Raw genomic sequence first — 13,034 nt, 5'->3', positions numbered from 1 at the left:
CGTGGCTATCCGGGGGAAAAGACCTTCGCCGGTCACATTGGCCGCGTTCGCCGCCGGTGTGATCCCGTTCGTGCTGCACGCGTGGGCCGCCCTGCGCGGCAGCCTCGCACAAGACGATTTCGTCATCACCTACCACGCCGCGAAGTCGGGCCCGTTCGACTTCGGCTACTTCTTCCAGGACTACCACGGCCATCTCGCGCCGGGCGGATTCCTGCTCGCCGACGTGCTGACCGCGTGGGCGCCCCTGAACTTCGCCGTGCTGATGGCGCCGGTCCTGGTGATGCAGGCGGCGTCCTCGGTGCTGTTGTGGGCGGTACTCGTGCGCTGCTTCGGGCGCCGGTGGGGGATTCTCGTCCCGTTCACGATGTTCACGACGTCGACCTTGCTGCTCGTCCCGACGTTGTGGTGGGCGTACGCCATCCAGATCGCGCCCGTACTGCTGGCCGCCACCGCCGCCCTCCACGCGCACGTGCGGTATCTCGCCGACGGTGGGCGCTGGGCGATCGCCACCGTTGCCTGGACCGTGTTCGGGCTGGCCTTCTACGAGAAGGCCGTGTTCATCCCGGTGCTGATCGCCGGGATCACCGTGCTGCTCGGCATTTCCCTGCGCCGTCACCTCGTGCTGATGGGTGTCCTCGCCGCCGTCCTGGCGGGCTACGCCGTCGTTTTCCTGGCCTTGACCACGAGCCAGGTCGGGCAAGGCGGCGGTGCGGTCACCGTCGGCACGGTCGCGGACATGACGGGCCGGATGCTCGGTGACACCCTGATCCCCGGACTCGTGGGCGGGCCTTGGTCGGGCCCTGGGCCCGGGGCGACGTTCGCCGCTTCACCCGTGGCGGTGCGGATTCCACTGCTCCTCCTGGCCGTCGTGGTGCTGGTCGCCGGGATCCGCGTGGGCGGGCTCCGGGCCAAGAAGGCGTGGCTGCTGCTGGGGCTGGTGTTCGTGGCGGACATCGGGCTTTCGGCGGCCACCCGGCTCACCGAGGTCGGCCCGGAACTGGGCAGCGATCCCCGCTACGTCGCCGATCTGGCGCTCGTCGTCGTGCTGTGTCTCGCTTTCGCCTTCCTGGAACCGAGACCGCTCGACCGGCCTTCGGATATCGTGCCGTCCGCGGCGAAACGCCCGATCGCCCTGGCGCTGTGCCTCGCCCTGCTCGCGAGTTCCGCCGTGGGGTTCTCCCGGCTGGCGCCCGGACTGCGGTTCGACCACTCCCGTGAGTTCCTCGCCAACGCGCGGGCCTCGATCGAACGGGATCCCGATCTCGTGCTGTTCGACACGGCGGTGCCGAACGACGTCCTGCACGGCTGGTTCGGCGAAAACGCCCGCACGTCACGGGTGGTGGGGCTGATCCCGGGCTTCCTGTTCGACCAGCCGACGAGCCGGATGTCCCTTTTGGACGATGCGGGCACCGCGCGGACGATCACCGGTGTGGAGCCGGTTTCCCGCGGCGTGCCCGGCCCGGTGGCGGGCTGCGGGTACACCGTCGGCGAGCACCTGGTCCGCGTTCCGTTGGACACGCCCGTTCTCGGCCGCCACCTGCTGCGGATCGACTATTTCACCTCGGACGGCGGCGAAGGGTTCGTGGACCGCGACGGACTCCGCGTGCCGGTGTGGTTCCAGCCCGGCCTGCACACGATGTATTTGCCGATCGAGGGCCTGTTCGACAAGATCGGCTTTCAGTTGTCCGCCAAGGGTGCTCCCGTCTGTCTCGCGAAGGTCGACGTCGGCAAGCCGCTCACTCAGTAGGGGTCGTACGGGCTGTCGTGGCCGAAGACCCTGGCCACGGGCGCCAGCCGGAGCCGCAGCAGGACCTTGATCCCGACGTTGCGCAGGAACCACGGCATCTGGGCGAGCACGCGCAGCCTGTCCTTGAACGACGGTGGGGAGAGCCGGAACCGGGCCAGCGACGTCGCGCGGTCGAGATAGGTGTAGCGCCGTCCGAAGAGGACTTTGGCGATGGTGCCGAGGGTGACGCCGATCGACGAAAAACAGTCGTGGACCAGGATTTCCCGGCCATCGGCCAGGTCGGCCGACCAGCGCAGGTCGTCGGTGTAGGTCCAGTAGTCGTGTTTGCCGTCGATGTAGAGCAGCTGGATCGGACGGTCCCAGGTCGGGCGGAGTTTCGTGCTGTACTCCGCCACGAGCTCCACGACGTCCTCGACACCCGCCTTTCTCAGGTTCGCCTCGAACCGTTGGCGTGTCGGCGATCCGCCGAACAGGCGGCCGTCGACGAACGGGTCGACGGCGACCACCCGCGCGCCGACCGTGCGGGCGGCACTGGCGAGCACGATCGTCGAACGGCCCTGGTGGCTGCCGATTTCGACGATCAGATCGCCTTCGGACAGGCGGCGGGCCGCGTTCCACAAGGCCAGGCCCTGATCGCGGGTCATCCAGCCTTTGACCGGCTCGGCGAGCGACCACGTTTCTTCGAAACCGTCCGTCAGGGGTCTTTGCTTCTGCGTGATGACGCACCTGCTCAGGTCGCGGGGACGAATGGGTAGGCGCATAGTAGCCACGTTTCCGCCTAGTATCTACCGGATGGTAACCCCCGGGGCGCTCGTGAAACGGCCGAGCACGTGGATCGTGCTGGCGCTGACCGTGCTGTCCTTTGTGCAGCGTCCCGGCAGGACGACCTTCGACACGAAACTCGATCTCGCCGTGGATCCGCTCGCCTTCCTCGGCAGGGCGCTGCACCTGTGGAATCCCCAGGCGACGGCGGGGGAGTTGCAGAACCAGGCGTACGGCTACCTGTTCCCGATGGGACCGTTCTTCGCGCTGTGCCAGGCGGTCGGGATCCCGGTGTGGATCGCGCAGCGGTTGTGGTGCGCGATCCTGCTCTCGGTCGCTTTCGGGGGCGCCCTGCTGGTGGCCCGCGCGCTGAAAATAGGAAACGAACGGACTCGGCTGATCGGAGCAGTCGGTTACGCCCTCGCGCCGAGGATGGTCACCGAAATCGGTTCGCTGTCCTCGGAAATGCTACCGGCCGTCCTGCTGCCGTGGGTGCTGCTGCCGCTGATCCTCGCCGACCGCATCGGCTCGCCGCGCCGTGCCGCCGGGTTGTCCGCGCTCGCCGTGCTGTGCATGGGCGGGATCAACGGCGCGATGGTCGTGATGGCGCTCGTGCTCCCGGGGTTGTGGTTGCTGACCCGGAAATGGCGGAGCACACACGTCGCGCTGGTCATCTGGTGGTTCGTCTTCGTCGTCGGCGTGGTGCTGTGGTGGTTCCTGCCGCTGGTGCTGCTCGGCCAGTACAGCCTGCCGTTCCTCGACTACATCGAATCCGCGACCAACACCACGGCGCCGATGTCGTTGTTCGAGGTGCTGCGCGGCACGAACCAGTGGGTCGCCTACGTCGTGCAGGGCACGCCGTGGTGGCCGTCGGGCTGGGCGCTGATCGACAATCCCGTGCTGATGGCGGCCACCGGGCTGGTGGCCGCGGTGGGGCTGCTCGGCCTCGCGCGGCGTGGCCTGCCCGAACGGCGTTTCCTGGTGCTCGGCGTCCTGACCGGGCTGACGCTGCTGACCGTCGGCTATGTCGGGACGCTCGACAGCCCGCTGGCGGAACCGGTGCGGCATCTGCTCGACGGCCCGCTCGCGCCGTTGCGTAACGTGCACAAGTTCGAACCGGTGCTGCGACTGCCGTTGATGCTGGCGTTCGTCCACGGCATCACGAGCGCCGCGCCCGCGCCGCGCCGGAATCTGCGGCCCGCGCTGGGCGCCTTGCTGGTGGTGGCGATGGCCGCGCCGGTGTGGTTGCTGACGTTGCGGCCAGGACCGGGCTGGGACGAAGTGCCGGGATACTGGTACGACGCCATGGGCTACGTCGCCAAGACCGACGCGACGACACGTACCCTGCTGCTGCCCGCGACCGGGTTCGGCGAGTACGACTGGGGCCGCACGGTGGACGAACCTGCGCAGGCCATCGCGGACAGTCCGTGGGCGGTGCGCAATCATGTGCCGTTGGGCTCGGAGGGCAACACCCGCCTGATGGACTCGGTCGACGCCGCTTTGGCCGACGGCAGAGGGGATCCCGGGCTCGCGGAGTTGCTCGCGCGGTCGGGCTACCGGTTCCTGGTGCTGCGCGGCGACATCGACCGCGCCAAGGTCGGCGCGCCCGATTTCACGACGTTGCGCGCCGGGCTGGCCGGGTCGCCGGGGATCGAGAAGTCGGCCCAGTTCGGGCCGCTGGAGATCTTCGAGGTGAAACGGCCGGTGCCGCTCGTCACCGCGACTTCCGCGAAGGACGTCCCGACGGTGAGCGGCGGGCCGGAGAACCTGCTGCCGCTGATGAACTCCGGGCAGCTCGACCCCGGCACGCCGACGGTGCTGACCGGGGACGGTGGTTCGCCGACCGGGCCGCGGCTGGTCACCGACGGGCTGCGTCGCGCCGAACGCAACGTCGGCGGCGTGCGGGACAACCTGAGCCAGACCCTGACCGCCGGGGAATCCGCGCGGCAGCAACGAGCCGCGCTGGACGTCTTGCCGTTCCCCGGCGAGCAGCACCAGACCGTCGCCGCCTACCGGGGGATCCGTTCGGTCAACGCGTCGACGGCGGCTTCGTTCGCGGACGCGTTCGGCGGTTCGGACCCGAGCCATCAGCCGTTCGCCGCGCTGGACGGGGATCCACGCACCGCTTGGCATTCGTCGAGTTTCACCGGCCCGATCGGGGAATGGCTCGAAGTCGAGCTCGATACGCCGAGGCTGGTGAACTCGGTGGATCTCGCGATGGTCGACGACATCCGCGTCGGCTGGCCGCCGACCCGGATCCGGATCACCACGGACAACGGTTCCGTCGATCACCAGGTCGTCCGGGGCGCGGGGGCGCATACCTACCCGGCGCCCGCGGGGGTGACGCGCAAGGTGCGGATCACGTTGCTGTCGCTCGTGGTCGGCAGGCAGGACGGCAACGTCGGGATCTCGGAACTGACGATCCCCGGCGTCGACCCGCAACGCGCGCTCGAAGTCCCGGCCGACCTCGGCCCTGGTTCGGCGCCGGGCTTCGCGTTCACCAGGGGCGCGCAGCCGCGTTACGCGTGCGTGCCCGACGGAGGGCATGTCCGCTGCGATGCCAACGCGGGCCGCGACGGTGAAGAACCGGACGGAATCCGGCGGCTGTTCTCGACGACGTCGCCGAGCGCCTACGAGTTCGGCGGCACCGTGCTGCCCGCCGGCGGTGGCCGGTTCCCGGTGACCTTGCCCGGCGTGCAGGTGTCGGCGACTTCGCAACTGGGCGGGGATCCCTCGGCGAGCGGATTCGCCGCGGTGGACGGGAATCCCGCGACCACGTGGCTGCCCGACGTCACCGACCTGCGGCCGACGTTGACCCTGGATTGGGCGAAACCCCAGACGATCTCGGGAATCCGCGTCGCGGCCGACACCGGCGCGCCCGCGCGGTTGGAACTGACCACACCGACGTCGAGCCGCTCCGTCGAACTCGACGCTTCCGGCGCCGCGACCTTCGCCCCCTTGGACACCTCGCAGCTGAAGATCGCGTTCGCCGGTCTCGACGACGACCAGCGGACCCGGAACTCGCTGGGTATCGGGAGCCTGTCCCTGACCGGCGCCGAACTCCCCACCCCGGCAGCGGAATTCACGCTACCCTGCGGATCGGGCCCGAACGTCCGCCTGGACGGCCTCGACTACGACACGTCCGTGCGCGGCACCCTCGCCGATTTCGTCGCGCACCGGCCGCTGACGCTCTCCGCGTGTCCCGATTCGGCGGGCGGCGTCGACCTGACGGCGGGCGGACACGAACTGCGGACAGACCGGTCCGAGTCCTTTGTGGTCCAGGATCTCTGGCTGAAACCCGCCGGCCGGGCCGCTTCGCCCGCCGCGCATCGCGCCGTCACGGTGGAGTCCTGGGACGCGACGTCCCGATCGGTCACCGTGGCGGGCGGCGAGGAGTCCATTTTGGCCGTTCCGGAGAACGCGAACGCGGGCTGGGCCGCTTCGCTGAACGGGACTCCGCTGGTGAAGACGCGCGTCGACGGCTGGCAGCAGGCGTGGATCCTGCCCGCCGGCTCCGGTGGCGTCGTGCGGCTGGAGTTCACTCCGGACTGGAAGTACCGGTCGGGTCTGCTGATCGGCGCGGTCGCGATCCTGCTGGTGCTGATCGGTGCGCTCTGGCCTGCCCGTCGGCGACGTCTTCCGGTGGAGGCGGGCTCCGGGCGGGTGGTCCCGGTGGTCCTCATCGGACTGCTGGCCGTACTGGGCGGGATGCTGCCGATCGTGCTGCTGATCGCCGTCCTGCTCGCCCGCCAGTTCAGCGAACGCGCGCCGCGGTACCTCGCTGTCGGCGGCATGGTCGTGGGAACGCTCGTCGCGGTGGTGGGGCGGCTGCTGGGGCACGGTCAGGAGTGGGCCTACGGTCCGATGACCCAGGCTTCGCTGCTGCTGGCGGCGGCGGCGATGGTGGCGACTTGTGTGCCTTGGTTCGGTGGACGCGAGCCCGTGGGTGACTGAGCGTGAGGGGTGTGTGGAAATAGAGACGCTGAACGTCCCTATTTCCACACACCCCCGCTTCACCGGACCGGTCACGACATGAGTCCGCGTTTTCTGTCGGTGGGCTGGCTCAAGCTGATCATGTGCGTAGAGGGGAGTGGGCGCAGCACCCACTGATGACGAGCGGCCAGGCCGTGGTCGAGGCAAAGCGGCTCGAAGAGCTCGGTGTGCCCAGAAGAACGATCTGGCGCCGGTGTGAGCCCGGTGGTGTGTGGCGGATGTTGCTGCCAGGAGTCGTGCTGCTCGGGAACGGTGAGCCGACCGAAGAACAGCGGATCGAGGCCGGCCTGATTCATGCGCGTGAAAGTTCGATGCTCACCGGCGTGTCCGCGCTCAGGCGTTATGGCTTGAAAAAGTTGCCGGATTTCGGCGACGTGCATGTCCTCGTACCGGCCGGAAGAGCAATCGCCAGTACCGGGTTCGTCCATGTCGAACGGACGCGACGCCTGCCGGTACCGCGGATCAGAGCCGGTGTTCCCACCGCTCCCGTGCCGCGGGCGGTGATCGACGCGGCACGACGAACCCCCGAACTAGATCCGATCGTGGCGATGATGGCCGAAGCGGTGCAAGAGCGTCATTGCGTGCCGCGGGCGCTCGCCGTCGAGATCGACGAGCGGTCTCGATTCGACGCGAGACTGCTACGGGGACTGGCGCCGATTCTGGGCGGCGCGCACTCTGTCGCCGAGGCCGACGCGTGGAGCTTGTGGGCGCGTTCAGGGCTACCGGCGTTCCGCTGGAACGTGAAGGTCTTCGATGCGACAGGCCGGTTCGTCGCGAAGCCGGATGGTTGGTGCGACGAGGTCGGGTTCGCCTGGGAAGTCGATTCCCGCGGCTATCATTCCGGAGGTGATCAGTTCCGTGCGACCCTCGCGCGAAACGCGCGTTATGCCGCGGCAGGGATCGTCGTTCTCCAAACCTTGCCGTCCCGTATCCGTACCGAACCGAATCTGGTCCTGGACGAGCTCAGAGCAGCGTTTCGCAGTGCTCAGCGGCGTCCACGACCCGACGTGCACATCGGATGAGCCGGTCAAGCGCGACGCGACCGCAACTCCAGGACGGCACCGGACAGTGCCAGACCCCCGGCGCAGCAGGCAGCGACGGTCACCACCTGAACAGCCGACGAGTGCAGCCAAGCGGTCACCAGCACCGTTTCCACCACGACGGTCGTCCACATCAGCACGGTCACCCGCCGGTCACCGGCGGCGAGGCGCGAGAACAGCAGGATCTGCACCAGTGCGAGCATCGAGCCGGCGAGGGCGAACGGCCAGACCGGCATGGTGCTGGCGGCGTAGCCGGAGCCGCCGATGAAGGAGAGCAGGCGTGGGCCGGCGACCACCGAGACGAGGAGCACGACGGCGTCGAGGGCGGCGCAGACGGCCAGGGCGGCGGGCAGGATGCGGCGGCGGTCGTCGCCGTTCGCGAAGCGGGGGAGGACCAGGACGCCGACGGCTTGGGGGAGCCAGTAGGCGATCTTCGTGACGATCGCGCCGAGTGCGTATTCGCCGGCTTCGGTCGCGGGGAGGGTGTGGCGCGCCAGCACCAGGTCGAGGTTCACCAGCAGGACCAGCGCCAGCATCGCCTGCGCCGCGTGCAGGACTTCGCCCGCGTGCCAGCCCGCCTTCCGCGGTCGCTGCCGTCCACAGAGGACCCAGCCGCAGAAGATCACCAGGTACGAGCCGATCGCGGTGCCTGCCAGGGCGCCGGTGGCGTCACCGCCGATCAGCAGGCCGACCAGCGAGCCGCCGACCTTCCCAGCCCCTTCGAGCGCCATGAGTCCGGCCAGGAGGGCGAAGCGGCCGCTGCCCTGCAAAAGGCCGTGGAAGAGGCCGAGCAGCGTCAGCGGGCCGAGTGTGACGGCGAGCAGCAGCGCGGGCACCACGGAATCCAGGTGCAGCACGAAGACCAGCACCGGCGCCAGGAGCAGGCCGATGGTCGCCACGATGGCACTCGTCGTGAGGCCGAGCGCGAGGAGTGTCCCACTGTCCCGCGGTTTGCGGGCGACCCGCAGCGCGACGACGGTTTGCAGACCCATCGCGGGGACGACGCCGATCACCAGCACCGCCAGCAGCGAGCTCAGCTCGCCGAACGCACTCGGCGCGAGCAGCCGGGCGGCGATGATGCTCAGCGCGTAGGCGCCGGCGTTGTTGGCCGCCAGCGCGAGCGAGACGAGGATCGCCGCGACACGCTTGTCGGTCCTGGTCTCTTCGACCTCGACGTCTACGCTCAACGGTGCTCCCATTACCGGCGAGTAATCGGGCGACCATAACCGCGATCGAGGCGGAAAGGGAAGAGCAGTTGGACGCACGGCGCGAACGTCTCGCCTTGGCCGCGGTGTCGGCCGGGCTGGCGTCGCTGGTGTTCCTGCCCGTGCTCGGACGCGGTTTCGTCCTGAGTTACGACATGGTGTTCGCCCAGCGTCAGTCGCTGATCCCGGACGCGCTCGGGCTCGGCTCCGCCCTGCCGCGATCGGTTCCCGCCGACGCCGTGATCGCGCTCGCGACAGCGGTCGTTCCCGGCGACGTCGTCCAGAAAATCGTTTTGCTGCTCTCGCTGTTCCTTGCGGCATACGGTGCAGGGCGGCTGGTCCCGACGGAGCAACTCGGTACGCGGATCGTCGCGGCCACCGGTTACGCGTGGACGGCCTATTTCGCGGAGCGCCTGTTCATCGGGCATTGGCCGCTCCTGCTCACCTACGCCTGCCTCCCGTGGATCGTGCGCGCCGCGCTTTCGCTGCGCCGGAACGAACCGAGGGCGCTCGCAGGGCTGATGCTCGCCTGTGCCCCCGCGGTGCTCACGCCACCCGGCGGCGTGCTGGCCGCGCTCACCGCGATCGCGCTGGCCGGACCGCGAAAACTCGGCCATACCCTCGGTCTCGCTGTCGTGCTCAACCTTCCGTGGCTCGTCCCGACCCTCCTGCACGACGGTGGCACGCTGTCCGATCCCGCCGGAGTGGCCGCCTTCAGTGCCCGCGCGGAAAGCTGGGGCCCGGCGATCCTGAGCGTGCTGGGGCTCGGCGGGATCTGGAACGGTGACGTCGTCCCCGGCAGCCGGGGCGCGCCGATAACCCCGGTGCTGATCCTCGTCACGGTCGCCGTGGCGCTGGCCGGGCTCCGCCCCCTCGCGCGAAAGTGGGGGACACCGCCGGCGAGAGCGTTGCTGTTGCTGGGAGTTCTCGGTGTCGTGCTCGCCGCGCTGGCGACACTGCCGTTCGGCGAGCCTGTGCTCTCCTGGGCGATGGGACACGTCCCCGGCGCGGGACTGCTGCGGGACGCGCAGAAATGGGTGGCCTGGTGGGCGCTTCCGGTCGCGCTCGGGTTCGCGCTGGCGGTCGAAGCCGCCGCCGCGCGCCTGCGGACCGGGGCGGCGCGTGGGGCGCTCGTCGTGGCCGCCGGGCTCTTTCCCTTGCTCACCATGCCCGATCTCGCCTGGGGCGGCTGGGGAAGGCTCGAAGCGGTGCGCTACCCGGATGACTGGAACGCCGTCCATCGGGTGCTCGCCGAAGACGACCGGCCCGGCGACGTCGTCACGCTACCGCTGTCCACGTTTCGGAGTTTCGCCTGGAACGACCACCGGACACAGCTGGATCCGGCGCCGCGGGCACTGCCCGAGACCGTCCTCGTCGACGACACACTGCGCGTCGGCGGCGAGGAGATCTCCGGCGAGGATTCCAGAATGGACCGTGTCCGTGCCGCGCGGTCGGCGGAAGACCTGTCAGCGGCGGGAATCGGCTGGATCCTGGTCGAACACGGGACGCCGGGCCGGGTCGACCCGCGGTTGCTGACCGGCGCGGAACCGGTGTGGTCCGGTGACTGGCTCACGCTTCACCGCACTCCCGGTGAGCCCGTCGTGACCGGGGCGCGATCACCGATCCCCGTGGCGCTGGCAAACGGAGTAGCGCTGTTATCGATCGCGGCCGCACTGTTGTGCCTTAAGTTACCGGTGCGTACATTGAGCCGACGCAGGAATTCCCTGTCTCGGAAGGAGTAGGTCTTGGGCACCCTCATCGGCGCGGCAGCCGCCGTCATCATCGGGCTCGCGACGGCCGCGGGCGGGAGTTACGCGCTGACGAACACCGCGGATCCGGACGCCGCACCTCAGGTGCAGGCGAAGATCAAGGAGCAGTTCAACCCGAACTCGAGCCCCGAGCACGTTATTTACGGCAACCGCTGAGCCGGTGTCCGAGCTCGCTTCCGACCACGCCGGCCGGGTCGTCGGGCTCTACGGCGACCCCACCGTTTCCTGGAGCATCCTCCTGGAAGCGAGACTGTCTTCGGTGCTGACGCCGGAAAAGGCGCGCATGCGGCTCGCGGTCGCGGTCGAGGAACGGCCGTGGCTCGGCGCCGCTCCCGAAGTCGTGGCCGTTTCCGGCGAAGAACTTCCGGCGATCCGCGATCGGTTCGCCGAGACCTCGTACGAACGCGGTGCGCCCTTGATCCGGGTCGCGGTCGGCGTCGACGAGCCCGTCGTGCTGATCGCCGCGCATCACGGCGCCCTCGACGGTCTCGGCCTGCTCGCCGTTCTCGGGCTGGCCCTGGACATCCCGATCTCGTCCGCCGCCAAGGGAATCGGCGCACGCACGGCCGATCGGTCCTTTCTCGTGTCCGCCTTCCAGCGCCTCGCGGAAGCACTTTTCGCGCCTCCGGCGAGAATCACCCCGGAACGGGCGGAAAGTCGCTCAGGAGACGTGTTCAGTGCGAGGATTCTCCCTCGCTCGCGATTCGGATCCTCCGCCTTCGCGGCGGCCGCCGCCAAGCTGACCGAGACGTGGAACGCCCGGCACGGCGAGGAGGCCGTCAGGGTGGTGGCCGCGGTCGGCGCGTCCTGGCGAAGCGGAGCCGCGCCCGAACCCTTGCACGACAGCGCGTTCTTCCGGTTGCGGCTCGGCGGAAAACCCACGGTCGCCGAAGTGGGTGCGCTGCTGGCCGCGCAGCCGCCGGAACCCGATTTTCCCGCCCGCAGCAGCAGGATCGCCCGGCTGGGCACCCGTCTGCTGGCGAGCAGGCTCGGTTCGACCTACCTGGTTTCCAATCTCGGCGTCGTTTCAGCGGCGGACGCGGTCACGTCGATCGCGTTCTATCCCGCCGCCAGCGGCCGCTCAGGCGTGGCGTTCGGTGCGGTGACCGTCGGCGAGACGAGCACCGTCACCGTGCGCGCACGCCGCAAGGACTTCGACGACGCCGCCACGGCCGACCTGGCCGACGGGATCGTGGAAGCCTTGCGGCGTCAGTGTCTGTAGGTGAATCCGCCGGTGATTCGACACAGCGGGTTCACGCCTATGGTCACTTTCCGGACAAGACCTCAGCTCCGCCGGCAGGCGTCAGGACCCTGGGGTGGGGGATGGTCACCCCGGCCACGTCGCGCACGAGTGATTCGAAGCGGTTCACGCTGTGTTCCCAGTCGAACAGGCTCGCCCACGTGATGCCTGCCTTGCCCATCTCGGTCCGCCGTACCCGGTCGGCGAGCAGCCCGTCCACCTGTGCGGTGAAATCGGCGAAGTCGTCGGCCAGCAGCCCGGTCTTGCCCTCCACGATGGATTCGGCCACCCCGCCCGCCGCCCGGTAGGCCACCGAGGGCACGCCGTGCGCGGCGGCCTCCATGATGACGATTCCCCAGCCTTCCTTGACCGACGGGCAGAGGTGCAGCCAGGACCGTTCCAGGATCTCGTGCTTCTCGTCCTCGTCCACCCAGCCGTGCAGCCGCACGCGGTCTTCGACGCCCCGGTCGCGGGCGTGTTTGCGCAAGACCTCTTCCCACGGTCCCTGGCCCACGATCTCCAGCTTCAGCGTCGGCCAGCGCCGGCTCAGTTCCGCGACGACGTCGATCGCGTGCTCGATCCGCTTGTGCGGTACCAGCCTGCTGACCGCGACCAGCGTCGGCTCGGTCTCGCGGACGGCCTTGCCGCGCGGGGGAGTGTCCAACCCGTTCGGTACCACGGTGATCCGCGAGCCTTCGATACCGAGTCCGGCCAGTTCGCCCTTGGTGATCTCGGAAACCGTGACGTAGCGGCAGTGCCGGAACAGCCACGGCGCCAGCCGCGACTCGATCCACCAGCCGATACGGCCCAGCGTCTCGCCGAGCGCGCTGATCCACTGTTCCTTGTGGACGTGGTGCACCAGCACGAGAACCGGGCAGCCGGCGACGAGCCTGGCGAAGAACGGCATCCCGTTTTGGACGTCGACGACGAGGTCGGCGTGCGCCTTACGGATCGCCCGGAGCGCATGGAGGTAGACACCGAACTTGTTGCCACGGCGGCGATAGCGGACACCGTCGCGCCATTCCCCGGCGTTCGCGCCCGGGTACGCGGCGCACTGGATCTCGACCCGGTATCCGGCTTTGGCGAGTCCTTCGGCCATCCGCTCGACGTACCGCTCGGAGCCGCCGCCCTCCGGATGCCCGGTGTCGCGCCAGTTGACGAGCAGCACACGTGGCCTTTCCATCGTGGTTCTCCCAACCTGTTAGCGACAATGCTAGGTTACCGGTGCGTACACGGTAGAGGAATCATTCTCGGAAAGCGATGGTTCGATGGTCGGTA

The 13,034-nt window shown here is 69.2% G+C and carries 9 protein-coding genes; 6 read left to right on the top strand and 3 right to left on the bottom strand.

Features of this window, described 5'->3' with window-relative positions:
* The first annotated feature begins 1 nt into the window (after position 1).
* On the top strand, positions 2 to 1,747 hold the full coding sequence (locus LCL61_RS04640) for a hypothetical protein (protein WP_340685685.1): 1,746 nt from the start codon (positions 2 to 4) through the stop codon (positions 1,745 to 1,747).
* Here the strand turns inward: LCL61_RS04640 and LCL61_RS04635 are convergent.
* Positions 1,741 to 2,508 (bottom strand): class I SAM-dependent methyltransferase, encoded by a 768-nt coding sequence (locus LCL61_RS04635; RefSeq protein ID WP_340685684.1) that lies wholly within the window; start codon positions 2,506 to 2,508, stop codon positions 1,741 to 1,743. The two genes, LCL61_RS04640 and LCL61_RS04635, sit on opposite strands and share 7 nt — an antisense overlap.
* A gap of 31 nt (positions 2,509 to 2,539) precedes the next feature.
* Between LCL61_RS04635 and LCL61_RS04630 the strand changes: the two genes are divergently transcribed.
* Together LCL61_RS04630 and LCL61_RS04625 are read left to right on the top strand one after the other, a co-directional pair.
* Positions 2,540 to 6,463, top strand: a complete 3,924-nt coding sequence (locus LCL61_RS04630; RefSeq protein ID WP_340685683.1) for an alpha-(1->3)-arabinofuranosyltransferase — start codon at positions 2,540 to 2,542, stop codon at positions 6,461 to 6,463.
* A gap of 155 nt (positions 6,464 to 6,618) precedes the next feature.
* Positions 6,619 to 7,524 carry a hypothetical protein gene (locus LCL61_RS04625; protein ID WP_340685682.1) on the top strand — a complete coding sequence of 302 codons (906 nt, stop codon included), beginning with the start codon at positions 6,619 to 6,621 and terminating at the stop codon, positions 7,522 to 7,524.
* 5 nt (positions 7,525 to 7,529) lie between these two features.
* Here the strand turns inward: LCL61_RS04625 and LCL61_RS04620 are convergent, their stop codons facing one another.
* Positions 7,530 to 8,729, bottom strand: coding sequence for a polysaccharide biosynthesis protein (locus tag LCL61_RS04620; RefSeq protein ID WP_340685681.1), 1,200 nt, complete (start codon positions 8,727 to 8,729; stop codon positions 7,530 to 7,532).
* A 68-nt stretch (positions 8,730 to 8,797) separates the two neighbouring features.
* Between LCL61_RS04620 and LCL61_RS04615 the strand changes: the two genes are divergently transcribed.
* From LCL61_RS04615 to LCL61_RS04605, 3 genes are read left to right on the top strand one after another with little or no spacing between them, the layout of a single operon-like run.
* A complete protein-coding gene (locus LCL61_RS04615) occupies positions 8,798 to 10,489 on the top strand; it encodes a hypothetical protein (RefSeq protein WP_340685680.1) in 1,692 nt (563 codons plus the stop codon).
* Between the two features lie 3 nt (positions 10,490 to 10,492).
* Entirely contained in the window at positions 10,493 to 10,672 is a 180-nt protein-coding gene (locus tag LCL61_RS04610; RefSeq protein WP_016335312.1) for a hypothetical protein, read from the top strand.
* Positions 10,673 to 10,676: 4 nt separating this feature from the next.
* On the top strand, positions 10,677 to 11,738 hold the full coding sequence (locus tag LCL61_RS04605; RefSeq protein ID WP_340685679.1) for a hypothetical protein: 1,062 nt from the start codon (positions 10,677 to 10,679) through the stop codon (positions 11,736 to 11,738).
* Between the two features lie 43 nt (positions 11,739 to 11,781).
* Here LCL61_RS04605 and LCL61_RS04600 read toward each other — a convergent pair whose 3' ends face one another.
* The gene (locus LCL61_RS04600; protein WP_340685678.1) at positions 11,782 to 12,939 is read right to left on the bottom strand and encodes a glycosyltransferase family 4 protein; all 1,158 of its coding nucleotides are present in this window, start codon (positions 12,937 to 12,939) and stop codon (positions 11,782 to 11,784) included.
* Positions 12,940 to 13,034: the final 95 nt, after the last annotated feature.

The sequence above is a fragment of the Amycolatopsis coloradensis genome, assembly GCF_037997115.1.
Lineage (GTDB): Bacteria > Actinomycetota > Actinomycetes > Mycobacteriales > Pseudonocardiaceae > Amycolatopsis > Amycolatopsis coloradensis_A.
This window is presented reverse-complemented; position numbering and strand designations above follow the sequence as displayed.

Excerpts from the sequence above, each read along its gene's own strand:
- LCL61_RS04600 (WP_340685678.1), bottom strand. The coding sequence starts at position 12,939 with ATGGAAAGGCCACGTGTGCTGCTCGTCAACTGGCGCGACACCGGGCAT.
- LCL61_RS04630 (WP_340685683.1), top strand. The coding sequence starts at position 2,540 with ATGGTAACCCCCGGGGCGCTCGTGAAACGGCCGAGCACGTGGATCGTG.
- LCL61_RS04635 (WP_340685684.1), bottom strand. The coding sequence starts at position 2,508 with ATGCGCCTACCCATTCGTCCCCGCGACCTGAGCAGGTGCGTCATCACG.
- LCL61_RS04625 (WP_340685682.1), top strand. The coding sequence starts at position 6,619 with ATGACGAGCGGCCAGGCCGTGGTCGAGGCAAAGCGGCTCGAAGAGCTC.